Genomic DNA, 22,177 nt, shown 5'->3' with positions numbered 1-22,177 from the left:
GCTTGCGTGTTATTTCAGGCCGGGGCGGAAACCCGAAGCGCCTTTCCCACTAGTACCACCAGCGGACAGGGGACGATTTCTCAAGTTCCCGAAGATCCCCGCAGATCCAGAGTCCGTCATTATGGCGCGGTCCCGCTTCTGTGGCGACATCTTCAAGCCGGTAGGTGGGAATCAGCGGGAAAAGCGGGTTAAGCGCCACAGCATCCATTACGGATGCCGCCGGAATCCCCAGATCTCCCGCCGCAGCGGTTTCACTGAAGGGAATCCGGGATACTGCGCGGAGCGCTTCCTGAACAGCGTCGGGAAGCGAAAGAATCACGGGTTCCGAAAGCCATTTTTCGGGGGCCAGAGTCTCAGGCTCGTCCAGGTAGATCCGAAGAGCTTCAGCAGCGTCCGCCGCCCGGCTTCCCCGCGGCGGGAGCGCGTTCTGAATGTCATCAGCCGCTTCCCTTCGCAGAGCGCTGATTGAAAGGAGACCGCCCGCCGCATCGGACCGGAGCACAAACGCCGCGCGGCGCCACAGGATTTTCTCCCGATACCCGGCTTCCGTCATTCTGTTCGGCCCTTCGCTGCGAGCGCCGCGTCCACATCCTTCTGCCATAGCCCCTTCGGGAGCGGGAACGCCATATTCTCCTTGACGCCTTCAAGGGGCACAATTTCTGTTTCGGCGAGTCCCTTCAGCCGTTCAACGAGTTCGGCCACAAGCGGCTCCGGGGCCGACGCTCCGGCTGTCACACCGACACGGTGACGGCCGCTGAGCCAGGCAGGATCCACGTCTTCCGCTGTATCAACGAGGTACGCCGGCACGTGATAGCGTTCCGCCACTTCTCTGAGGCGGTTTGAGTTGGAACTCGTGGAGCTTCCGATCACCAGCACGATATCCACGTGCTGCGCGAGCTCTTTCACGGCATCCTGGCGGTTCTGCGTGGCGTAGCAGATATCCGCTTTCTTCGGCTGCACGATATGCGGGAAGCGCTTCTTCAGCGTCTCCGCAAGGTGCTGCGAGTCATCGAGAGAAAGCGTGGTCTGGGTCACATAAGCGACCTTCTCAGGATCCGGTACCTGAAGCGCTTCAACGTCCGCCTCATCCTCCACAACGAGAATGCCATCCTCAACCTGTCCTACGGTCCCTTCAACTTCAGGGTGCCCCTTATGCCCGATCATCACGACCGTATAGCCGGCATCCCGCATCCGGGCGACCTCACGGTGCACCTTGGTGACAAGGGGACACGTGGCGTCAAACACGCGGAAACCGCGTCTAGCGGCCTCCTCTTCCACTGACTTTGGGACACCGTGCGCTGAGAAGACAAGCGTCGCGCCGTCCGGCACTTCAGAGAGATCATCAATAAAGATCGCTCCGCGGCTTCTCAGGTTTTCCACCACGGTCCGGTTATGGACAATCTCATGCCGCACATAGATCGGGCGGCCGTAAACGAGCAGCGCCCGCTCAACAATCGCGATAGCCCGGTCAACACCCGCGCAGAACCCGCGGGGCTGGGCGAGATAGATTTTCAGAGGGGTTCTCTTGGTATTCGGTTCGGACAAGCTGGCCTCCAGGCGGTATCAGAAAAAAAGCGAGACGGTTTCCTACACAGATTTCCGCGACTTACGTATAATGCACGACTGCGCCAAAAATTTTCGCCTTTTTGGGAAACACTGCAAGCCTTCATTTTCAGGTGAAGAGCGAGAAGTATTTGTAATTTTTTCCTTTTGATTGGCGAAAACTAAATTTTTGACGTAGAATAATTGTTTTCACAGCGCCAGTGCGTGCGAGATGCCCTGTTACGTCAGCACCCGGCGTTTTTTGATAATTTTAACTGGAGATAGCGATGGCACGAGTGTGTCAAGTCACCGGCAAGGCGCCGATGGTCGGCCATACCGTCTCGCACGCGAACAACAAAACTAAGCGTCGCTTCATGCCCAACCTGCAGTACCGCCGTTTTTGGGTCGAGAGCGAGAACCGTTGGGTCCGCCTGCGTTTGACGACAGCAGGTCTGCGTACGGTTGACAAGGTTGGTATTGATGCGGTTTTAGCGGATCTCCGCGCCCGCGGTGAAATTTAATTAGGAGGTTCACCATGGCAAAGGGAGCTCGCGAAAAGATCAAGCTGGAGTCGACTGCTGGTACGGGTCACTTCTACACGACCACCAAGAACAAGCGCACGACGACTGGCAAACTGGAATTCAACAAGTATGATCCGGTAGCCCGTAAGCATGTGGTTTACAAGGAAACGAAGCTCAAGTAATTGAGGTTCATTCCTTTATGAAGCTGAATCTTCGGATTCAGCTTTTTTATTGCCTGAAAGGACAGAAAAGAAGAGCCGGCAGGAATTTCCTGCCGGCTCTTCTTTTATCAGCTGGAGGTAAGCGCCCCAGGAGCGCTCACCTCCTTCCGCTTTATTCCGTTTTCGGTTCTTCAGAAGACGGCGCAGCGGTTTCTGCCGCCTCAGCCTTCGCGCTTTCCGTTTCTTCGGACGGCGCTTCGGCTTCCGGCGCAGGCTTTCTGCGGCGGGGAGCATCAGGATCGCGCTCAAGCACAGCGCCGAAGAATCCATCCGTTCCCGTCACCTGAGGCAGCATCACAAACCAAGGGCCAAAGCGGTCTTTCACTTCAGAGGGAACCTTGACCCCCTGTCCCTCAAGCACCTCTGAGGCATTCAGCAGGTGGAACTCAGGATGCACGGCAAGGAACGCCTCCACCACAGCCTGATTCTCTTCCTTCAGCACGGAGCACGTCGCGTAGACAAGGCGGCCGCCGGCCTTCACCAGGCGGGACGCGGATTCAAGCACCGACTTCTGGATCTCATTGATCCGGTGCAGCTCATCCTCAGACAGGCGCCAGCGAAGATCCGGATTCCGGCGAAGCGTACCCGTGCCGGTGCAGGGGGCGTCAATCAGCACGCGGTCAAACTTCCGGAGAAGACGGCCGAGGCGCTTATCGTGTTCATCGCGGATCGCGATCGGATGCACATTCGTGAGACCCGAGCGGCGGAGACGCGGCACCATACCCTGGAGCCTCTTCTCGTTCACGTCGAAGGCATAAAGGCTGCCACCGGAACGCATGAGAGCGCCGATCGCAAGCGTCTTGCCGCCGGCACCGGCGCAGAAATCACACACCATCTCGCGGCGCTTCGGCGCGACGAGCCGCGCGATCAGCTGACTGCCTTCGTCCTGAACATCAATCACGCCATCCTGATAGAGCGGCCAGTGCGTGATGCCAGGTTTATCCAGGAAGCGGATGCCATCAGGAGAGATCGGTGTCGCCACCACTTTCTTCCCTTCGTCCTTCAGCTGCTCGAGCACCTCATCACGCTTCCCCTTCAGAAGGTTCACGCGGATATCGAGCGGAGCGCAGGTCGCGATTTCCTTGAAGAAGAGGTCGTGATCCGGATACTGGCTGCGGACTCGTTCATAAAGCCACTGGGGGAGTTCAGCGCGGGTCGCAGGATCCGCATCAGAGTCCTTTTTATCGAGAATCGCTTCGAGTGCCTTACGGTCGTTTCCGACATCGCGGCTGTCAAGCGCTTCCATCCCGTAGAGCGACGCAAGCGTCACAAGAGCGGCAAGCCTCGGGGACCGCTCAGGCACCGCGGGAGCCATTCTCCAGCGGATACCGGCGAGGTGACGGAGCGCGGCGTACACCGCTTCAGCGACAAAACCGCGGTCCCGGGAACCGAGCTCATGGTTACGCTTGAAGTAGACAGAAAGCAGGACATCTGCCGGACCGTCCAGCTTCAGCACCATGCGCAGCGCCTGCGCAAGGTGATTCACGAGGTAGGACGGGATCGTGTTCGGATCCTGTTCGCGGACCCGTCTTTCAGACTGCCGCTGCGGGCGGCGGGAAGAGGAGGAAGCGGGACGGCTGAAACGCTTCCGCTGTTCTTTTTTCGGCATAGTAAATAAAGCCCCGCTTTCACGGGGCCTTCATCTGGGCGGAGGGCAGCACACCGGCTCTCTCACGCCCGAAGAGTAATCAAGAGTTAGAGCTCGTTTGAGAAAACAGCGAGCGACCGGGCGGTTTCGTCATCCATCACAGCCTTTCCGTCCACCAGCTTCACACGATCCTCGAGGACTGCGCGGCAGACCTTCGGGTAGATCACGTGCTCAAGCTTCAGACCGCGCGCGGCAAGCGTGTCGGGCGTATCGCTCGGCAGCACGGGCACCACGGCCTGGCCGATGATCGCGCCGCCATCAAGCGCCGCTGACACAAAGTGAACGGTGGAACCATGCACCCGGACCCCGGCTTCCAGCGCGCGCTCATGGGTATTCAGCCCCTTGAAAAGCGGCAGAAGCGCGGGATGAATATTGAGAATACGGCCTTCGCGCGGCTTCACGAACTTTTCCGTGAGAATGCGCATGAAGCCCGCCAGCACGATGAGATCGGGGTTATAGCGGTCAACGACCCGCCCCAGTTCCTCTTCGAAGGACTCGCGGTCGGGGTAGAGCGTGTGATCCACAGCAATCGCGTCGATTCCCTCGCGTCTGGCCGTTTCAAGACCCTTCGCGAGCGGACGGTTAGAGATCACGGCGGCGATCCGGGCAGGAACCGCGCTCTCCCACTGTTCGGCGCGGGAGGCTTCGAGAATGGCCTCGAAGTTCGAGCCGCGTCCGGAAATAAGGATGACGATATTTTTCATAATCCCGCTATTTTACAGAACAAGCGGCCTGAAAAGTCATGACTCCCCCTATGGTAAGTCCCGCCATCCCCCAACTGAGCATCCTTATTCTTATAATGGACTTTCTCTGTTACCCCGATTTTCTTAATTCACTCACATGCAGGTCTACCGCGGCATCCCCTATCTGCCTGGTGAAGTCCGTGCCGCTGTCGCGATTGGAAATTTCGACGGCGTCCACCTCGGACACCAGGCGCTTCTCAGAAGCCTCTGCAGACACGCTGCTTCCCACGGCGAAATCCCCTGTGCGCTTACCTTTGAACCGCACTCGAAGGAGTTCTTCGCTCCGGAGAAAGCGCCGTGCCGTATTTCCACGCTGCGGGACAAGGCGGACGCCATCGCATCCTGCGGTATCGAGAAACTGTTCTTCGCCCACTTTTCAGGCCGCATGGCGAGCCTCAGCGCCGAGCAGTTTGTGAAAGAGATTCTCGTTGACCGGCTTCACGCCTCTTTTGTCACGGTTGGGAGCAATTTCACCTTCGGTCAGGACGGAAAAGCAGGCCCTGATGACCTCGTGCGGATCGGCGCGAAGTATGGCATCGATGTTTCCGCCAAAGATCTGATCGTGAAGGATAACGAGAATATCTCGTCCACCCGGCTCCGCGCCGCGCTCGCTGCCGGCGACCTGAAAGAAGCCGAGCGCCTGCTCGGCCGCCCTTACTGCATGTCAGGCCGCGTTGTGCACGGCGAGCATCTCGGTCACACACTGGGCTTTCCGACACTCAACCTCCGCCCGGTTCCTCCGGGATGCCACGCGCAGCCCGCGCTCACTGGCGTCTTTGCCGTGATGGTTTCCGGCATCGTCCCCGGAAAGGAGCTGCCCGGCGTCACGAGCCTTGGCAACCGCCCCTCTATCGGTGGCAACCTGCAGTTCACCTGTGAAACGAACCTGCTCGACTGGGCGGGTGACGCCTATGGCAAGCTGATCCGCGTGCGGTTCGTGGAAAAACTTCGGGACAACAAACGCTTTTCCGGCCTTGATGAACTCATTGCCGCGATCCATAACGACGCGATCCGCGCGCGCCGCATCTTCGGGCTTCCTGATGAAGCCAGGGGAGCCCCTGTCGCTTAAAGGTTGAAGCGACCGCGAAATTCTTAATACAACCAAAACTTAATCCATCCGAAGAGCCCGAGGGGGCCGGAGATTAAAGCAATATGGCCAAAACAACTGAAGACACCAAGAAGTATCCTCTCAACCTTCCAGACACGCCGTTCCCAATGCGCGGCGGCCTCGCCAAGCGTGAGCCGGCCTGGATCGACGAGTGGGAGAGGAAGGACATTTACCACGTCGTGCGCCGTGCCCGTCAGGGCGCGAAGAAGTTCCTGCTGCATGACGGCCCCCCGTATGCGAACGGGGACATTCACCTTGGCCACGCGGTGAACAAGATCCTGAAGGACATCATCAATAAGACGAAGCTGATCGAAGGCTACGACGTACCGTACGTCCCGGGCTGGGACTGCCACGGCATGCCGATCGAAATCCAGATCGAGAAGCAGTATGGCAAGAACCTGCCGCCTGAAGAACGTCAGGCCAAGTGCCGCGCCTACGCGCACGAGCAGGTGAAGCGTCAGATGAAGGACTTCAAGCGCCTCGGCGTTCTCGCCGACTGGGGCAATCCTTACCTCACGCTCCGTCACGACACGGAAGCGAGCGAAATCCGCACCCTCGCGGAAATCATGAAGAAGGGCTACGTGTACCGCGGCCTGAAGCCCGTGAACTGGTGCTTCGACTGCCAGAGTGCGCTCGCTGAGGCTGAGGTGGAATATAAGGACATCAAGGGGCCGACTCTTGACGTTGCCTTCCCGCTTTCTGATGAGGACCACGCCAAGGCTGAGAAGGCTTTCGGTGTCGCCATCACGAAGCCCTGCGCGATCGTGATCTGGACCACGACCCCGTGGACCATTCCCGCGAACCAGGCCCTGAACGTTCACCCCGAACTCAGCTATCAGCTGATCGATACCGGCAGCCGCCTCCTGATTCTCGGTGAGACGCTTGCCGCCTCCGCTCTGGAGCGTTACGGCATGACGGGCACGCCGCTCGCCACTGTGAAGGGCTCGGCGCTCGAAGGCATCCGCTTCCGCCATCCGCTCGCTGAGATGGATAAGGGCTACAGCCGCTTCTCCCCCGTGCTCCTCGCGGACTACGTGGACGCCTCTGCCGGTACCGGCATTGTTCACTCCGCTCCGGCTTACGGTGTCGACGACTTTAACTCCTGCAAGCGCTACGGGATGACAAATGACGAGATCCTGAACCCGGTGCAGGGCGACGGCACGTACGCTGAGAGCCTCCCGCTTTTCGGCGGCATGAACATCTGGAAGGCGAACCGCAAGATTCTCGACACGCTGCGTCTCGCCGGCAACCTTCTGAACGAAAGCTCCGTCACCCACAGCTACATGCACTGCTGGCGCCACAAGACGCCGCTGATCTACCGCGCGACCACCCAGTGGTTTGTGCGCATGGATAAGGCGAACAGCGACACGCGCGGCGTCCTGCAGCCTGAAGGCGCCCCGGAACCTGAACCGCTCCGTGAAGTCGCTCTCCGCGGCGTTGACGCGACGACCTTCTATCCGCCCTGGGGCTACAACCGGCTCCACGCGATGATCGCGAACCGCCCCGACTGGTGCCTGTCGCGTCAGCGCATCTGGGGTGTTCCGATGCCCTTCTTCCTGAAGAAGGACACCGGGGAACTTCATCCGCGCACTCTTGAAATCATGGAAGAGGTCGCGAAGAAGGTTGAGAAGGGCGGCATCGAAGTCTGGACCACCGCCAAGGCGTCTGACTTCATGCCTGAAGAAGAGGCGAAGCTTTACGAGAAGACGAACAACACGCTCGACGTGTGGTTTGACTCCGGCACCACGCATTACACCGTGATGCGCGGCAGCCATAAGGAAGATCTCGGCTTCCCGGCAGACCTCTACCTCGAAGGCTCCGATCAGCACCGCGGCTGGTTCCACAGCTCGCTGCTTACCGCCTCGATGATTGACGGCCGCCCGCCGTATAACGCCCTCCTCACGCACGGCTTCACGGTGGATGAGAACGGCGAAAAGATGTCGAAGTCGAAGGGCAACATCGTCCGCCCGCAGGAAATCTCCGACAAGTACGGCGCTGAAATCCTCCGCCTCTGGGTGGCATCGACCGACTACACGGGCGAAATGCGCCTCGGTCAGACTATTCTGAAGGGCGTTGTCGACTCTTACCGCCGTATCCGCAACACGCTTCGCTTCCTGCTCGCGAATACGAGCGACTTCTCGATTGAGAAGGACGCCGTTGACGTGAAGGACATGCTGGATATCGACCGCTGGGCCATTGCCCGCACGGCTGAGCTCCAGGCTGAAGTGATCAAGCTCGGTGACCAGTATGACTTCCATACGCTCGTCTCCCAGCTGCACGCTTTCGCTTCCGAGGATCTCGGCAGCTTCTACCTCGACATCCTGAAGGATCGTCTGTACACGACGAAGGCTGACAGCCACCCGCGCCGTTCGGCCCAGACCGCGCTTTGGCACATCACGGCAACGTATCTCCGCCTGATGGCCCCGGTTCTGACCTTCACGGCCGAAGAGGCCTTTGCGGTCTTCAGCCCGAATAAGGACGGCACGATCTTCACGGAAACGCACCACAAGCTCCCCGAGATCGACGGCGCCGAGGCTCTCCTCAAACGCTGGGCTCTGATCCGCGAAGCCCGCAGCATCGCTCAGAAGGCCGTGGAAGACATCCGCTCTCAGGGCGAAGTCGGTTCTTCGCTCCAGGCTGAAGTTGAAATCCGCGCCTCCGGCGACACGTACGACGCTCTTGCCACTCTGGGCGACGAGCTGAAGTTCGTCACCGTGACGAGCGCCGCCTCTCTCGTGAAGGGCGCTGACGGTGAAGCCACTGCCTGCACCGCCCGCAAGACCGCCGGTGAGAAGTGCGCCCGCTGCTGGCACTACGAGTCTGATGTCGGCTCTGTTGAAGGCTACGCTGACCTCTGCCCGCGCTGTGTCTCGAATCTCTTCGGGAATGGCGAACTGCGGGCGAAGGCCTGAGGACCCGGGATGGCATCTGTGTCCCGCTCTAAGGCAGGCGCGATCCTCTGGTTCGCGCTTGCCCTCCTCGTGATCCTCGCTGACCAGGCCTCCAAGGCCTGGGCAAACGACGTTCTTGCCGCCTCCTGGATTCAGGTGACGGGGTTCTTCAACCTCGTCCTCCTGAGGAACACGGGCTCTGCCTTCTCGTTCCTCGCGGATGCAGGCGGCTGGCAGAAGCTGCTCTTCTCAGCGGTGGCCATCGGTGTCTCAGCCGCGATGGCCGCGGTCATCTGGAAGCATTCAGCTGAAAAGCTGGCTCCGGCCGCTGCGGCGCTCGTGCTCGGCGGCGCGATCGGCAACCTGATTGACCGCCTGATGCTCGGCTCTGTCACGGACTTCATCGACCTTCATATCGGTGATATCCACTGGCCGGCCTTCAACATCGCGGACTCCGCCATTGTGCTGGGCGTGATCTTTTTCATCCTGATCGAGCTGAAGAAGAAGTAGGTCTCAGGAACTTTCCAAAGCCAGGCATTCACAGCCCTCCGGAACTGAATGGTTCCGGAGGGTCTTTCATGCCTCAGGGCACCGAAAAATCTTTCTGACTCCGTATAATGAGTTCCATCATGCTGAAGAACCTCATCGCCAAGGCCGGCGTAAAGGCCGCCATGAACCCCATTGCTGACGATATGAAGCGCGTGGACGCCATGATCCACACGTCACTCGGCAGCGGCATCCATCGTGTTGCCGAAGTGGCTGACTACATTACGAGCTCCGGCGGCAAGCGGATGCGTCCGGCGCTCGTGCTGCTTATTTCGAAAGCGCTTGGCTATAAGGGCGATCAGGACGTGTTCCTCGGCGCCGTGATTGAAATTCTCCACACCGCCACACTAATGCATGACGACGTGGTGGATGATTCCCCGATGCGCCGCGGCCGTCCGACGGCAAACGAAAAGTGGGACAACCCCACCGCGGTTCTGGTCGGCGACTTCCTTTACACGCGCGCCTTCCAGATGATGGTGAGCACGGGGAACCTGCGTGCCATGGCAGAAATCGCCGCGGCCGCGAACCGGCTCTCTGAAGGCGAAGTGCTTCAGATGGATAATGCGCATGATCCTTCGCTCTCGAAGGAGCGTTACTACGAAGTGATCGAACGGAAGACCGCCTGCCTCTTCAAGTGCGCGGCTCAGATCGCCTGCTCGATCGCGAATCCGCCCGAGGAACAGGAAAAGGCGCTCTGCGACTACGCACTGCGTCTCGGGTACGCCTTCCAGATTGTGGATGACATCCTTGACTACGCGGGCGACGCCGCCACAACTGGCAAGAATCTCGGCGCGGACCTCGAGGAAGGCAAAGTGACGCTCCCGCTGATCTACGCGATGCAGCGTGCCTCTGACTCGGACCGGGCTCTGATCGAAGAGGCTATCCGCAAGGGACACGGCGACTTTGACCGCATCAGCGCGATCGTCCGCGACACCGGAGCGCTTGAAGCGGCCCGCGAAACGACCCGTGAGGAAGCGGCCCGCGGCATCGAAGCGCTGAAGGCCATTCCGGAAAGCCGTTACCGCGACGCGCTTGAACTCATCATCAACTACACCGTTGAACGCAACAAGTAACGCGGTACGCCGCGTCTGCAAGGGGGAAAAGGATTGCAGCAGGAACTGACCCTCGCGGGTAAAACCATTCTTCTCGCCGTGACGGGCGGCATCGCGGTCTATAAGAGCTGCGAACTCGTTCGGCTCCTCATGAAGCGGGGGGCCGACGTCCGGGTCGTCATGACGGAAAACGCGGCGAAATTCGTGACGCCACTCACCTTTGAGGCGCTTTCCGGGCATCCTGTCGTCACAAGCGAATGGGACACCCGTTCAGGCGTTATGCCTCATATCCGTCTTTCTGACGGCGCCGATCTCATTATTGTCGCTCCCGCCACGGCAAACACGATCGCGAAGGCCGCCCGCGGCATCGCTGATAACGCGGTCTCGACGCTCATCTGCGCACGCCGTGCTCCGATTGCCTTTGCTCCCGCGATGAACACCCGCATGTGGGAAAATCCGGCGAATCTCCGGAATATCGAAACACTGAAGCGGGATGGAATCGAAGTCTGGGGGCCGGCCGCCGGAAGCCTTGCCTGTGGTGACACAGGGGCCGGCCGGATGCTGGAGCCTGAGGAAATCGTGTCGCGGGCCGAACTTTTTCTTCACGGAAAACCGCTTGCGGGACGCCGCATTCTGATTACCGCGGGTCCCACCTATGAGGCGATCGACCCGGTGCGTGGCATCACAAACCGCTCAAGCGGCCGTCAGGGCTACGCCATCGCGCGCGAAGCCGCGCTGCGTGGCGCCGCGGTCACGCTGATCTCGGGGCCGGTATCCATTTCTGCACCTTTCGGTGTTACCCGGATTTCCGTTGACTCGGCCTCCGCCATGCGGGAAGAGGTGCTGAAGCACACCCCGGACACAGACGCTTTCATCAGTGTGGCCGCCGTCTCTGACTGGCGTCCCGAGCAGGTCTCGGATCAGAAGATCAAGAAAGACGGAAAAGCCGTCACGCTCCGCCTCACGGAGAATCCTGACATTCTTTCCGAAGTCGGGCATCTCGGAGCCGGACGCCCGGCCGTGGTTATCGGATTTGCTGCTGAAACTGAGAACATCATTTCCTACGCCAGTAAGAAACTCAGGGCGAAAGCGGCTGATCTCATCGTCGCGAATAACGCATCCCAGGCGCTCGGATCGGATGATAACGACGCGGTTTTCGTAACCGCGGCCGGCGCCGAACCGCTTGGCCCCGGCCCGAAATCCCGTGTGGCAGAGGCTATCCTTGACCGACTCGCCTCTCTCCTTGTCTAGTGTTGTAGGATGGATGGGTACGGATCATATCCGCATTCTGCAGGGGGGAAAAAGATGAAAGATCCTTTCGGGCTTGAACCGGCTGACGGCGACTATGTTGCCTATATTGAAAAGCTACAGGCTGGAAAAATCAGGAATCTTGATCCCCTGAAGACCGCCGCGAGTTCACCGGCCGCGACAAATCCTGTTCCCCCGGGAACTCCGGAGTCGACAGCAGAGGCGGCCGAAGAGCGGGAACGGTCCGTGATGGCGGAACTCGCGAAAATCGGCATTCCGGTTCCTTCACCGATCCCTGAGCCGCCGTCCTCCTCGCCGTCCGCCATGGATCCAGGCCCCTCGGGAGAAACCCCGTCCGAACGTCTCAGGCGCCGGGCGCGCGAAGCGAACGCCCGCAACGCGGCGCGGGCTTTTTCGGGGCTCATTTCCTTCGTAAGCTTCGGACTCATTGTGCTCGGCATCATTCTTGAGACACCGTGGCTCACCGTGGTCGGCATCATCCTCACTCTTTTCACTTTCAATCTCGCGGCGAACGGCCGTAAAAAGTAAACATGCTTCGTATTGCTCTCAAAGTGCTCGACCCCCGGGCGAAAGAACATCTTCCGAAAACCGCAACGGCAGGCTCTGCCGGAGTCGACCTCAAAGCGCTTCTTGATTTCCCCCTCACTGTGAATCCCGGTGAGACCACCCTCGTCCACACGGGGCTTGCGGTGCACATCGCGGATCCCGGCTACGCCGCTCTCATTCTTCCCCGCTCGGGACTCGGCCATAAGCACGGCATTGTGCTCGGCAATCTCGTCGGTCTCATTGACTCTGACTATCAGGGAGAACTCATGATCTCCGTCTGGAACCGCGGGAAGGATGCCTTCACAATCAATCCCTTTGACCGCATCGCGCAGCTCGTGATTGTTCCGGTTGCCCAGCCTGAATTTGAACTCGTGGATGAGTTCGGAGAGACAGACCGCGGCACGAATGGCTTCGGCTCTACCGGTACCCGATAAGACAACGGTTCCGGCAACAGAAACGCCCTCAGGGAGTTTTCTCTCCTCTGAGGGCGTCTTTCTGTCCGGCGTCTGAAACCGAATCAGGCGGGAAGCGCTTCCTGCTTCTTCGACCCCTGGGCCTCGCTTCCGGGGAACTTCAGCTGAACCTTTCCGCGGTTAAAGCCGACAGTCACCTTGCCGCCGTTTTTCAGCGGTCCGAAGAGCACTGCCTCAGCGAGAGGCCGCTCCACGATGTCCTGGATCAGACGGCGCATCGGACGGGCTCCCATCTGGGGATCAAAGCCATGCTCCGCGAGGTAGTTCCGCAGAGTCGACGTAAAGACCGGTTCCACATTCCGCTTCCTGAGGCTTTCGGTCACATTCTTCAGGAACTTATCCGTGATCTTGAGGATCAGGGCGTGAGCAAGCGGCTTGAAGCGGATAATCGCGTCGAGGCGGTTCCGGAATTCAGGCGAGAAGTACTTCTTGATCTCCGCCGTATCATCCCCCTCAGACTTCGTCTCACCGAAACCGATCACGTTACGCGAGATCATCCGGGCGCCGGCATTCGACGTCATGATGAGAATCACGTTCCGGAAGTCCGCCTTGCGGCCGCTGTTATCGGTCAGCGTCCCGTTATCCATCACCTGCAGAAGCACGTTCAGAATATCCGGATGGGCCTTCTCGATTTCGTCAAGCAGCAGCACGCAGTAAGGGTGAGCAGTCACCTGCTCCGTCAGTTGCCCGCCCTGAGAGAAACCGACATACCCCGGAGGCGCGCCAATCAGGCGGCTCACCGTATGGGCTTCCGAGTATTCGCTCATATCAAACCGGATCAGGCTGACGCCGAGCGACTCAGCAAGCTGCTTCGCGAGCTCAGTCTTGCCGACACCGGTGGGACCCGTGAAGAGGAAGGATCCGACCGGGCGGTCTGACTTATCAAAGCCCGCCCGGGAGAGACGGATCGCAGACACCACCGCGTCCACCGCTTCGTCCTGACCGAAAATCCGCTTTTTCAGATCTTCCGGCAGGTGATAAAGCTTTTCTTCATCGCCCTGGGTGAGCGTCGCCACCGGGATCTTCGTCATCTTCGCGATGGTTTCCTCGATCTCCCGCTCGTCGATCACACCCTTCCGGGATTCAGCCGGCAGGAGCCGCTGTGCGGCACCCGCCTCATCGATCATATCGATCGCCTTATCCGGAAGCCTCTTATCACTCATATAGCGCTCAGAAAGCGTTACCGCGGCCTCAATAGCCTTATCGGTGTACTTGATGCCGTGATGCTCCTCAAACTTCGCACGGAGCCCCTTCAGAATCTGAACTGATTCATCCGCGGTCGGTGCCGGGACGTCAATCTTCTGGAAGCGGCGGGCCAGAGCGCGGTCTTTCTCGAAAATGCGGCGGAATTCCTCATAGGTCGTCGCGCCGATACAGGAAAGCTCACCGTTCGCAAGGGCGGGTTTCAGAAGATCCGCAGCGTCGAGCGTCTGGCCGCCAGAGGTGGAACCCGCGCCGATCACCGTATGGATTTCGTCAATGAAGAGCACGGTCTCCGGGCTTTCTCTGACAGCATCCACGAGCCGCTTCATGCGGTCCTCGAAGTCACCGCGGTACTTTGTACCGGCCACGAGGCGTCCCATGGAAAGAGACCGGATGACCCGCTTCTTCAGAATATCGGGCACTTTCCCGGAAACAATGCGGCTCGCGACTCCTTCCGCGATCGCGGTCTTGCCGACACCCGGCTCACCGACCAGCAGCGGATTATTCTTTCTGCGGCGGCAGAGCACCTGGATCACGCGGGTCATCTCTTCCTCGCGCCCGATCAGGGGATCAAGCTTGCCCTCTTTCGCCTTCTCGTTCAGATTCACCGTAAAGGCTTCCAGAATGGCAGCACCTGCAGTGCCTCCTTCGGGAGCCTCGTCACCGGCGGGTCCCGCGGGCTCTGCGAAACTCTCCGAATAGTCATCCCGATGAAGATCGGTGAGATATTCCACAAGGCTCAGCTTGTCGAGTCCCTGCTCGGTCAGGTATGCGACAGCCCAGCTGTCAGGCTCATCAAAAATCGAGACGAGCACGTCTTCGCCATGCAGATCCTGATCCTTGCGGCCGGACTGCTGCACATGCACCAGCGCCCGCTCGATCACACGCTGGAACCCGACAGACGGCTGCGGGTCCTCTTTCAGCGTCGCGAGCTTCGGCACCTTCGTATCAATGAATTCCTCGAGATTCCTCTTCAGCTGCGTCTTGGAGCAGCCAAAGTAGGCAAGTACGCGGCTGACACGGTCATTCGAGAGCAGCTCGAGCAGCAGCGCCTCGACCGTAATCAGCTGACTGCGGACCGTTGTCGCCGTGACGAAGGTGTTCTGAAAATTCTTTTCCAGCTGTCTGTCGATCATAGTTATTCCTGCCGTTCAACCAAGCACCGGAAAGGGAAGCCGTTGTCTTTCGCGAGGTGCATTGCTCTCGCTGCCAGACTTTCCGCCACATCTTTCACATAAACGCCTGCAATGCCGCGGCCGGTCTGGTGGACCTCAAGCATGAGCTTTTCCGCTTCCTCGCACGTCTTTCCGAAGAGCTTGCGAAGCACGAAGACTACGAAGTCCATCGTTGTGTAGTCATCATTCAGCAGCACAACGCGCCACATCGGGGGAAGAGCACAGGCTCTGTGTTCCTTCACCGCGAGGCACGTACCGCTGCATCTATCAATTTTCTGCCGCGTCATTCCGGGTTAAGTTCCAATTAAGTAATTCCATTTTGCAAAAAAAAACGGGGGGCAGTGAGGCTTCACATCACGGGTCTGAGTGAAAACTCATATTTTTATTGACGAAACCCACCTTTTTATCAGTTAAATCCCTTGTGAGGTATGCAAGTTTTGGGAATATGGCGTATTGTCTGAAGTGTGCGGTAAGCTTGATCGAGCAGAACTTGTATCACGCTCGCTGCTCGACCCCTTCGGGCTTTTCCGCAGGGTGGTTCTTCTGCCTGTCCTATCAGGCCCTCTATTGTGGCTCATCAGGCAGAATCTGTATCAGATGGAGATTTACAAATGGCTACCGGTATTGTGAAGTGGTTCAATGACGCCAAGGGTTACGGCTTCATTACCCCGGATGAAAAGGGAGAAGACCTCTTCGCTCATTTCTCTGCGATTAAGATGGACGGCTTCAAGTCCCTGAAAGAAGGGCAGCGCGTGACGTTTGACGTGGTCGATGGCCCGAAGGGCAAGCAGGCCGCTAACATCATGCCGGCTGAGTAATAACTGCTTCACGCCGAAACCCCGTTGTTTCCTCCCTGTGGGGGGAACAGCGGGTTTTTTATTGCCATGAAGAAACTGCTCCGGATTCTTGCTCCCGCCCTTTTCGCAGCCGCTGCTGCCGCGGCTAACGCCTCCGGCACCGCGTCGATTGAGATCCGCGGTCACAGCGCTTCGGTCGCAGTCGCCGAGACAAAGGATGAGCTACAGCATGGTCTGATGGGGGTTCAGGCAATGCCTGAAAACCAGGGCATGTTTTTCGTTTTTCCGACAAGCGGTTCATGGTGCATGTGGATGAAAGACACGCCGCTCCCGCTTTCTGTCGCTTTCTTTGACGAAAAATTCCGCCTGATCTCGATTGCTTCAATGACGCCCTGGTCCACGGAAATTCACTGCGCGCTGAACCCCGCGCGCTACGCGCTTGAAATGAATGACGGCTGGTTCAGAGCCCGGGGAATTTCCCCCGGTGACACGCTCAGCGTGACCCGCCGGCCTTGATCCCCAGCCCCTCAGGACTGCTTCGGACGGACCTCTGAAACCATGAGGGACGCCTCACCGTCGGGCAGCACCGCGGTCACCGACTCCCCTTTTTTCAGCGACTTCACGCTCCGCACAATGCCTGCGTCACGGTAAAGCAGCGCGAATCCTCTCTCCAGCACGCGGCTCACTTCGAGAGACTTCATTTTGGATTCTTCAAACCGAAGCGCGGTCCGGCGTTCATCAAGCCCTGAGGCTGCCGCAGCGGCGAGTCTCGTCTGCAGGGTCACCAGATCTTTCCCCGGCTCTCTGAATGCCGGTTTAGCGGTCACGAGACGCTGAGCAAGAAGCCCGAGCCTCGCGCTTTCACGGCTTACTCCCGGATCAGCTCCAGAGAAGAAAAGCGTTGCCCTCGTGAGCGTTTCCTCCGCCCTCTTCAGCGTCTCTGAAAGCCCTCCTCTCAGGCCTGACGCGGCAGCATCCAGCCTTCTCCCCTCGGCGTCAAGCTTCGGTCTGTGAGAGACAATCACCGATTCTGAATTCCGTAGACGCTTTGTTTCATCCTGAAGCAGCTTCTTCAGCCGATCTTCAAGGAAGTTACGCATGACTATTGTCTGAAGCTCTGCCCGGCCGAGAACCGTCTCGAGCCGACGGCGAAGCTTAGGGGCCGCTTCGAAAAGCTTCGAACGGCCGCCCTGAATCAGAAGGAGAGGCGATTGCCTGATTTTTTCTTCCGCAAGCTGCAGCGCGGCCCGGCCGCCCCGAAGAAGCTCTTCCGGTGTCCCCAGCCGCGTTTCCGCCATATCGAGCCGCTGCGAGGCTTCCCGCAACACGCCCTCTTCTGCCCGCTTCAGACGGTTAACGAGACTCCCGAGCCGCTGCATCAGGTCTGACTCCGCAGCTGCCGCATGCTCCGCGGCCGCGGTCGGTGTCGCGGCTCTAAGGTCAGATGCGAGATCCGCGATTGTCGTATCGGACTCGTGCCCGATCCCGGTGATCACGGGAATCGGGGACATTCTGATGGCTCTCGCCACCCGCTCATCATTAAAGCAGGCGAGATCTTCAAAAGAGCCGCCGCCGCGGACAAGCAGAATCACTTCTGCCTTTTCGGATTCCCCAGCCCTCCGGAGCGCTTCCGCGATCTCTGCCGCGGCGCCGGGGCCCTGGACTGATGCGGGATAGATTTCAAGCGCAACATAAGGAGCACGCTTTTCGAAGGTCTGGATGACATCCCTGAGACCGGCTGCCTTAAGGCTTGTCACGATAGCCGCTGTCCGAGGGACAGAGGGCACCGCGCGCTTCAGTTCCGGGCTGAAAAGCCCCTCTCTCTCAAGCTTCGCCTTCAGGCGCAGAAACTCTTCGTACAGCGCCCCAAGACCGGACTTCCGGATCCGGTTCACCGTCAGCTGCAGCCGTCCTCTCTTCATATATAGAGAGGGTTCCGCATAGACCTCAATCTTGTCACCGACCTTCGGCTCAAAACCCACAGACTGATACTGGGACCGGTACATGACGCAGGAAATCTGAGCCTCGCGGTCCTTCAGATCAAAGTAGCAGTGACCGCTTGAAGCCACCATGAGGCTTGCGATCTCCCCTTCAACCCAGGCGGGAGGAAAGGCTGCCCGGAGCGAATTCTGGATACCGCGGCAGATATCGGAGACCGAAATCACCGCGGCACGGGTTTCCCGTACAGGTTCCGGAGCCCGGAATCCGTACGCGTCACCTGAGAGCACATCCGAGCGGTAGCGGGAACGGGTGGATGCGGGCCGCACGGCTCTCAGGCTGGAACGCTTCGCGGGTTCCCGGGGAGCTGCCCCGCCCGCGGCGTCACCGCCGAAAAGCGAATACGTGTCGAAATCATCCTTCATTGGATATCCGTCCTCTTTCTGTTCTCTTCAGTCCACTGTGAGAGTGATGATAAGCCGGTTTTAAAAAAGGCCGAAGCGGATCTTCCGATTCCGGATTCCACCCTCCCCGGTTTCTGCACAGTTTTACGTTTTTCCCTTTTTGTCAACCCCCGTTCACCCCGCGGGCTTTCCGGAAACACCGTATATAACCTATAACAACATGATTTTAAACAATTAAATTTTTATTTTGCCGAAATTCCGTGATTTTGAAAAGTGACGTATCTTCAGCTACTTAGGGGATTTCTCCACAATTGTTCACACACTTATCCACAGGATTTTCCAGTTCCCTTTTATGAAGCTGAAGATCATCATTTGATACTTTACTGATAAAAGGCTGCTTATTTTTTTGTTTTTTATTTATTTTTAATTCTGATAACGGCATTCATCATGGCTCAGGGAATATCGATTCCCCCTGTGGATTTCGAATAGGGGGGATAAATTCTCTTATAGGCCCGGGAAAGAGAATCTGCGGTTTTTACAGATCCCCTGTTTCTGGGGATCTTCAGGCTGATTAAATTTTAATCAATATTTTTTTATTCTTATTTTTCATCATCTTGCATGAGTTTTCCCGGAGCAGTCAACATCGCTGTTCACCAGAACCGTGATAAAGAAATCAACCAATTGATTATTTTGTATTTTTATGGATATACACACATTTTAAAACCGTGTTTTCGGGAGATATCACCAAAAAAAGCTATTTTTCATAGAGATAGGGCCGCAGCGCCTGCTCTGCCAGATCCGCGCGGTCTTCGCTGAACGCGGTCTTTGACCGGAAGTATTCTTCGGTTTGTCTGATATGACTCAGGTAATAAATACTGATCTATTTGATTTTACTTATATTTTTAAAAAATTCAGATTATCCACAGGCCGTTTTTTATACAAACATTCAGAAAGTTAGTCATTTTTCCCCGGAGTTATCCACAGATTTCACCGGAACCCGTGATGCCCCCTTCGCACGTCAATCCCCGATCCATTATCATTGCATGCATGACTAATCACACCTGCGAACCTCCCCCGGCATCTCCGCTCGAGGCGCCGCATATTCTTTCTTCCAGAACGGCAATGGATTCAGATCGTCCCCGATCAGGTAACTCACAGCAGTCTCCCAAACCTGAAATGAAACCGGCTTCGCGCGCCCGCGCAACGCTGGAAAACTGGCTTCACAGCCAGTGGTCGAAAAAAGGTCTTTTTTCTCTGGTTTTCTCCCCGCTTTCTCTCGCATTTCTCGCTGTCTCACGCTACCGTGAGAAGCACGCGACGCCTGAGCGTCTGCCGGTTCCTGTCGTGATCGTCGGGAACATCTATGTCGGCGGCACGGGGAAAACCCCGGTTACGATTGCCATCGCCCGCGGTCTCATGAAACGCGGCTGGAAACCCGGCATCATCAGCCGGGGATATGGAAGAAAATCCGACGCTGTGCAGCTCGTGACGCCTGACTCGCGCGCAGCCTCGTCCGGCGACGAACCGCTGCTTATCGCCCGCAAGACCGCGGCTCCCGTGGCTGTCGGCCGCGACCGGGTCGCTGCCGGGCGTCTGCTTCTCAAGTCTTTCCCGGACACTGACATCATCATTTCCGATGACGGTCTGCAGCACTACTCGCTGCACCGCGATGTTGAACTCTGCGTGGTAGGAGCCCACGGTATCGGAAACGGCTGGGTGCTCCCCGCCGGTCCCCTCCGCGAGCCGCCGTCAAGGCTTGACCGGGTGGACGCGATTATTCTGAATACGACGGATGAGATTCTCGACACGAGAACCCCGCGTTTTGCCTCCAGCCCGTATCTTGGTGAATGCCGCAATCTCGCGACCGGTGAAACGCTCCCGATTGATGATCTCGCGGAGAGGTTCGAAGGAAAATCCTTCGCGGCCGCCGCCGGCATCGCTGTCCCGGGAAGGTTCTTTGCCATGCTCCGCGGCCGCGGCATTGCCTGCAATCCGTGCGTTGAGCTGGGAGATCATTATGATTTCCGCGCGAACCCCTTTGCTGACATCGCGGCTGACTGTATCCTCATTACGGAAAAGGATGCCGTGAAGTGCCGCCAGGTGCCCGGAATCGCTTCCGACTCCCGGATCTGGACTGTGGGGTACGATATCGCCCTCGAAGACTACCTGCTCGACTTCATTGATCAGAAGGCGCGGGAAGCCCGTCATCCGAATCCATCCGCCAATGGAGCCACTCATGAATCCTAACGTCACTGAGAATCTCGTCTGCCCGGTCTGCAAGGGCAGGCTCGGCTGGAACGCAGAGTCAGAGGAATTCCTCTGCACAGCCTGCGGCCTCGCTTTTGCCGTCCGGGACGGCATTCCTGACATGATCGCGCATGACGCGCGTGAAATGACAGAGGAAGAGCTTGAGGAGCTCCGGCTGAAAGAGAAAAAGGCCGAGGCCTCCGCCGCCCGGCTCTGAAAAAGCTGAAAGAGATATGACTTACAACATTGTGATCCCCGCCCGGATGAAGTCGACCCGGCTTCCCGGCAAGCCTCTGATGGATATCGCGGGGAAACCCATGATCGTGCGCGTCGCGGAACGGGCGAAGCTCACCGGAGCCTCCCGGATTGTCGTGGCGACTGATCACCCGAAGATCGTTGACGCGTGTGAGCGCGAAGGCGTTGAAGCCGTCCTCACGCAGGAATCCCATCCGACCGGAACGGACCGGATTGCGGAAGTCTGCCAGAAGCTGCACTTTGAAGAGGATGAGATCGTCGTGAACATTCAGGGTGACGAACCACTCATCCCGCCGTCTGTCGTTGACCACGTGGCGAGTCTCCTCGCGCAGAAACCTGGCTGCGCCATCGCGACCGCAGCTCACCCGATTGCCACAGTCGAGGATTTTCTGAATCCGAACGTTGTGAAGGTTGAGCTGAACGCTCTCGGCGAGGCAATGACCTTCACACGGGCCCCGACCCCCTGGCCCCGTGACGCGTTCCGCGCCGGTCCTCCGTATGAACTCCCCGAACGTTTCCGGGCGCTTCACCACATCGGGCTATACGCTTACCGCGCGCGATTCCTCCGGGCGTTTTCCGAGCTCCCGCCCGCTCCGATTGAGCAGACGGAAAGTCTTGAGCAGCTGCGAGCACTCTGGAACGGCGAGCGGATCGCGGTCCTCGTGCTTGAGCAGGAACTACCGGCCGGCGTGGATACCGAGTCTGACCTCGAACGGGTCCGCGAGGTGTATGCCCGGGGCAATCTCCCGCTCTGATTTCCGCCCCCTGTTTCTCAGGGCTATGCAGGATTGCTCGGAGACTCACCGGCGCTTAAAATAACGGACTTAAAAGCCCAAGCGGACGGTACCCGATCCGTCCGCAGAACTTGTTTTGGAGATAAAAATATGCGTCTTATTCTGATCGGACCTCCCGGCGCCGGAAAGGGCACCCAGGCTGCCTTCATCAAGGAACGCTTCGCGATCCCCCAGATTTCCACCGGCGACATGCTTCGCGCGGCTGTGACGGCGGGAACCCCGCTCGGCCTCAAGGCAAAGTCCGTCATGGAATCGGGCGCTCTGGTGAGCGACGACATTATCCTCGGGCTCATGGAAGAACGTCTCGCGCAGCCTGACTGCAAGAACGGTTTCCTGCTCGACGGCTTCCCCCGTACGATTCCGCAGGCTGAAGCCCTGAAGAAGACCGGTATTCCGATCGACTTCGTGCTCGAAATCTCCGTGCCTGATGATGAGATCGTGCGCCGCATCAGCGGCCGCCGTGTTGACCCGGTCTCCGGCCGCACCTACCACATCGTCTACAACCCCCCGAAGGTTGAGGGCAAGGACGACGTGACGGGCGATCCGCTGATCCAGCGTGATGACGACAAAGAAGACGTTGTCCGTCACCGTCTCGAGGTTTATCACAATCAGACCGAAGCGCTCGTTAAGTTCTACGGCGACCTCGCGAAGTCCGGCGACAAGACGGCTCCGCAGTACCGCGCGATTTCCGGTCTCGGCACGATTGATGAGATCACGGCCCGTGTGTTCGACGCTCTGAAGTAATTCAGACACCGGACGCGGAGTTCCGCTATGCGGCCTGCCGGCAGTATGCCTGGCAGGCCG

The 22,177-nt window shown here is 58.4% G+C and carries 22 protein-coding genes; 15 read left to right on the top strand and 7 right to left on the bottom strand.

Going from position 1 to position 22,177, the window contains the following annotated elements; genetic code table 11:
- Window positions 1–49 precede the first annotated feature (49 nt).
- Window positions 50–553 (bottom strand): hypothetical protein, encoded by a 504-nt coding sequence (locus BN1936_RS00380; protein WP_022444110.1) that lies wholly within the window; start codon window positions 551–553, stop codon window positions 50–52.
- Window positions 550–1,515, bottom strand: coding sequence for a 4-hydroxy-3-methylbut-2-enyl diphosphate reductase (ispH, locus tag BN1936_RS00375; RefSeq protein ID WP_049686476.1), 966 nt, complete (start codon window positions 1,513–1,515; stop codon window positions 550–552). Before ispH ends, BN1936_RS00380 begins: the two co-directional genes overlap by 4 nt.
- A gap of 314 nt (window positions 1,516–1,829) precedes the next feature.
- Here ispH and rpmB point away from each other — a divergent pair, with 314 nt between their 5' ends.
- Together rpmB and rpmG are read left to right on the top strand one after the other, a co-directional pair.
- Window positions 1,830–2,063: a 50S ribosomal protein L28 gene (rpmB, locus tag BN1936_RS00370; RefSeq protein WP_022444108.1), complete on the top strand. Its 234-nt coding sequence runs from the start codon at window positions 1,830–1,832 to the stop codon at window positions 2,061–2,063.
- 14 nt (window positions 2,064–2,077) lie between these two features.
- On the top strand, window positions 2,078–2,245 hold the full coding sequence (gene rpmG / locus BN1936_RS00365; protein WP_022444107.1) for a 50S ribosomal protein L33: 168 nt from the start codon (window positions 2,078–2,080) through the stop codon (window positions 2,243–2,245).
- Window positions 2,246–2,396: 151 nt separating this feature from the next.
- Here rpmG and BN1936_RS00360 read toward each other — a convergent pair whose 3' ends face one another.
- Window positions 2,397–3,893: an RsmB/NOP family class I SAM-dependent RNA methyltransferase gene (locus BN1936_RS00360; protein WP_022444106.1), complete on the bottom strand. Its 1,497-nt coding sequence runs from the start codon at window positions 3,891–3,893 to the stop codon at window positions 2,397–2,399.
- Between the two features lie 86 nt (window positions 3,894–3,979).
- A complete protein-coding gene (gene purN, locus BN1936_RS00355) occupies window positions 3,980–4,636 on the bottom strand; it encodes a phosphoribosylglycinamide formyltransferase (RefSeq protein WP_022444105.1) in 657 nt (218 codons plus the stop codon).
- Window positions 4,637–4,772: 136 nt separating this feature from the next.
- Here purN and BN1936_RS00350 point away from each other — a divergent pair, with 136 nt between their 5' ends.
- The 7 genes from BN1936_RS00350 to dut all read left to right on the top strand — a co-directional run bounded on the left by BN1936_RS00350 (window position 4,773) and on the right by dut (window position 12,521).
- Window positions 4,773–5,744, top strand: a complete 972-nt coding sequence (locus BN1936_RS00350; RefSeq protein ID WP_022444104.1) for a bifunctional riboflavin kinase/FAD synthetase — start codon at window positions 4,773–4,775, stop codon at window positions 5,742–5,744.
- 83 nt (window positions 5,745–5,827) lie between these two features.
- Window positions 5,828–8,695 carry an isoleucine--tRNA ligase gene (gene ileS / locus BN1936_RS00345; RefSeq protein ID WP_049686388.1) on the top strand — a complete coding sequence of 956 codons (2,868 nt, stop codon included), beginning with the start codon at window positions 5,828–5,830 and terminating at the stop codon, window positions 8,693–8,695.
- A 9-nt stretch (window positions 8,696–8,704) separates the two neighbouring features.
- Window positions 8,705–9,184: a signal peptidase II gene (lspA, locus tag BN1936_RS00340; RefSeq protein WP_049686387.1), complete on the top strand. Its 480-nt coding sequence runs from the start codon at window positions 8,705–8,707 to the stop codon at window positions 9,182–9,184.
- Between the two features lie 107 nt (window positions 9,185–9,291).
- Window positions 9,292–10,293 (top strand): polyprenyl synthetase family protein, encoded by a 1,002-nt coding sequence (locus BN1936_RS00335; protein ID WP_232422042.1) that lies wholly within the window; start codon window positions 9,292–9,294, stop codon window positions 10,291–10,293.
- A gap of 33 nt (window positions 10,294–10,326) precedes the next feature.
- Entirely contained in the window at window positions 10,327–11,523 is a 1,197-nt protein-coding gene (gene coaBC, locus BN1936_RS00330; RefSeq protein WP_022443475.1) for a bifunctional phosphopantothenoylcysteine decarboxylase/phosphopantothenate--cysteine ligase CoaBC, read from the top strand.
- 54 nt (window positions 11,524–11,577) lie between these two features.
- Window positions 11,578–12,069: a hypothetical protein gene (locus BN1936_RS00325; RefSeq protein WP_022443474.1), complete on the top strand. Its 492-nt coding sequence runs from the start codon at window positions 11,578–11,580 to the stop codon at window positions 12,067–12,069.
- 2 nt (window positions 12,070–12,071) lie between these two features.
- The gene (gene dut / locus BN1936_RS00320; protein WP_022443473.1) at window positions 12,072–12,521 is read left to right on the top strand and encodes a dUTP diphosphatase; all 450 of its coding nucleotides are present in this window, start codon (window positions 12,072–12,074) and stop codon (window positions 12,519–12,521) included.
- An 83-nt stretch (window positions 12,522–12,604) separates the two neighbouring features.
- Here the strand turns inward: dut and clpA are convergent, their stop codons facing one another.
- Together clpA and BN1936_RS00310 are read right to left on the bottom strand one after the other, a co-directional pair.
- Entirely contained in the window at window positions 12,605–14,899 is a 2,295-nt protein-coding gene (gene clpA / locus BN1936_RS00315) for an ATP-dependent Clp protease ATP-binding subunit ClpA (RefSeq protein ID WP_049686386.1), read from the bottom strand.
- A gap of 2 nt (window positions 14,900–14,901) precedes the next feature.
- Window positions 14,902–15,147 carry an ATP-dependent Clp protease adaptor ClpS gene (locus BN1936_RS00310; protein ID WP_049686385.1) on the bottom strand — a complete coding sequence of 82 codons (246 nt, stop codon included), beginning with the start codon at window positions 15,145–15,147 and terminating at the stop codon, window positions 14,902–14,904.
- A gap of 402 nt (window positions 15,148–15,549) precedes the next feature.
- Here BN1936_RS00310 and cspD point away from each other — a divergent pair, with 402 nt between their 5' ends.
- Both cspD and BN1936_RS00300 read left to right on the top strand, forming a co-directional pair.
- On the top strand, window positions 15,550–15,756 hold the full coding sequence (cspD, locus tag BN1936_RS00305) for a cold shock domain-containing protein CspD (protein ID WP_022443469.1): 207 nt from the start codon (window positions 15,550–15,552) through the stop codon (window positions 15,754–15,756).
- 66 nt (window positions 15,757–15,822) lie between these two features.
- Complete coding sequence (locus tag BN1936_RS00300; protein ID WP_049686384.1) at window positions 15,823–16,251, top strand: DUF192 domain-containing protein; 429 nt, start codon at window positions 15,823–15,825, stop codon at window positions 16,249–16,251.
- 11 nt (window positions 16,252–16,262) lie between these two features.
- Here the strand turns inward: BN1936_RS00300 and xseA are convergent, their stop codons facing one another.
- On the bottom strand, window positions 16,263–18,098 hold the full coding sequence (xseA, locus tag BN1936_RS11140; RefSeq protein WP_053101762.1) for an exodeoxyribonuclease VII large subunit: 1,836 nt from the start codon (window positions 18,096–18,098) through the stop codon (window positions 16,263–16,265).
- A gap of 1,155 nt (window positions 18,099–19,253) precedes the next feature.
- Here xseA and lpxK point away from each other — a divergent pair.
- From lpxK to adk, 4 genes are all read left to right on the top strand, one after another.
- Window positions 19,254–20,324 carry a tetraacyldisaccharide 4'-kinase gene (lpxK, locus tag BN1936_RS00290; protein ID WP_049686383.1) on the top strand — a complete coding sequence of 357 codons (1,071 nt, stop codon included), beginning with the start codon at window positions 19,254–19,256 and terminating at the stop codon, window positions 20,322–20,324.
- Window positions 20,314–20,541: a Trm112 family protein gene (locus tag BN1936_RS00285; protein WP_022443466.1), complete on the top strand. Its 228-nt coding sequence runs from the start codon at window positions 20,314–20,316 to the stop codon at window positions 20,539–20,541. Before lpxK ends, BN1936_RS00285 begins: the two co-directional genes overlap by 11 nt.
- Before the next feature lie 16 nt (window positions 20,542–20,557).
- Entirely contained in the window at window positions 20,558–21,334 is a 777-nt protein-coding gene (gene kdsB, locus BN1936_RS00280; protein ID WP_022443465.1) for a 3-deoxy-manno-octulosonate cytidylyltransferase, read from the top strand.
- Between the two features lie 129 nt (window positions 21,335–21,463).
- On the top strand, window positions 21,464–22,117 hold the full coding sequence (gene adk, locus BN1936_RS00275; protein ID WP_049686381.1) for an adenylate kinase: 654 nt from the start codon (window positions 21,464–21,466) through the stop codon (window positions 22,115–22,117).
- The last annotated feature ends 60 nt before the right edge of the window (window positions 22,118–22,177 follow it).

Origin of the sequence: Dakarella massiliensis, from assembly GCF_001182045.1 — a bacterium.
Classification (GTDB): Bacteria; Pseudomonadota; Gammaproteobacteria; order Burkholderiales; family Burkholderiaceae_F; genus Mesosutterella; species Mesosutterella massiliensis.
This window is presented reverse-complemented; position numbering and strand designations above follow the sequence as displayed.

What these genes read in the sequence shown, in the direction of transcription:
- cspD (WP_022443469.1), top strand. Translation starts at nt 15,550, where the DNA reads ATGGCTACCGGTATTGTGAAGTGGTTCAATGACGCCAAGGGTTACGGC.
- BN1936_RS00350 (WP_022444104.1), top strand. Translation starts at nt 4,773, where the DNA reads ATGCAGGTCTACCGCGGCATCCCCTATCTGCCTGGTGAAGTCCGTGCC.
- rpmB (WP_022444108.1), top strand. Translation starts at nt 1,830, where the DNA reads ATGGCACGAGTGTGTCAAGTCACCGGCAAGGCGCCGATGGTCGGCCAT.
- BN1936_RS00380 (WP_022444110.1), bottom strand. Translation starts at nt 553, where the DNA reads ATGACGGAAGCCGGGTATCGGGAGAAAATCCTGTGGCGCCGCGCGGCG.
- adk (WP_049686381.1), top strand. Translation starts at nt 21,464, where the DNA reads ATGCGTCTTATTCTGATCGGACCTCCCGGCGCCGGAAAGGGCACCCAG.
- BN1936_RS00325 (WP_022443474.1), top strand. Translation starts at nt 11,578, where the DNA reads ATGAAAGATCCTTTCGGGCTTGAACCGGCTGACGGCGACTATGTTGCC.
- BN1936_RS00360 (WP_022444106.1), bottom strand. Translation starts at nt 3,893, where the DNA reads ATGCCGAAAAAAGAACAGCGGAAGCGTTTCAGCCGTCCCGCTTCCTCC.
- ileS (WP_049686388.1), top strand. Translation starts at nt 5,828, where the DNA reads ATGGCCAAAACAACTGAAGACACCAAGAAGTATCCTCTCAACCTTCCA.
- lspA (WP_049686387.1), top strand. Translation starts at nt 8,705, where the DNA reads ATGGCATCTGTGTCCCGCTCTAAGGCAGGCGCGATCCTCTGGTTCGCG.
- xseA (WP_053101762.1), bottom strand. Translation starts at nt 18,098, where the DNA reads ATGAAGGATGATTTCGACACGTATTCGCTTTTCGGCGGTGACGCCGCG.
- rpmG (WP_022444107.1), top strand. Translation starts at nt 2,078, where the DNA reads ATGGCAAAGGGAGCTCGCGAAAAGATCAAGCTGGAGTCGACTGCTGGT.
- BN1936_RS00310 (WP_049686385.1), bottom strand. Translation starts at nt 15,147, where the DNA reads ATGTGGCGCGTTGTGCTGCTGAATGATGACTACACAACGATGGACTTC.
- BN1936_RS00300 (WP_049686384.1), top strand. Translation starts at nt 15,823, where the DNA reads ATGAAGAAACTGCTCCGGATTCTTGCTCCCGCCCTTTTCGCAGCCGCT.
- kdsB (WP_022443465.1), top strand. Translation starts at nt 20,558, where the DNA reads ATGACTTACAACATTGTGATCCCCGCCCGGATGAAGTCGACCCGGCTT.
- clpA (WP_049686386.1), bottom strand. Translation starts at nt 14,899, where the DNA reads ATGATCGACAGACAGCTGGAAAAGAATTTTCAGAACACCTTCGTCACG.
- BN1936_RS00335 (WP_232422042.1), top strand. Translation starts at nt 9,292, where the DNA reads ATGAGTTCCATCATGCTGAAGAACCTCATCGCCAAGGCCGGCGTAAAG.
- lpxK (WP_049686383.1), top strand. Translation starts at nt 19,254, where the DNA reads ATGAAACCGGCTTCGCGCGCCCGCGCAACGCTGGAAAACTGGCTTCAC.
- dut (WP_022443473.1), top strand. Translation starts at nt 12,072, where the DNA reads ATGCTTCGTATTGCTCTCAAAGTGCTCGACCCCCGGGCGAAAGAACAT.
- purN (WP_022444105.1), bottom strand. Translation starts at nt 4,636, where the DNA reads ATGAAAAATATCGTCATCCTTATTTCCGGACGCGGCTCGAACTTCGAG.
- BN1936_RS00285 (WP_022443466.1), top strand. Translation starts at nt 20,314, where the DNA reads ATGAATCCTAACGTCACTGAGAATCTCGTCTGCCCGGTCTGCAAGGGC.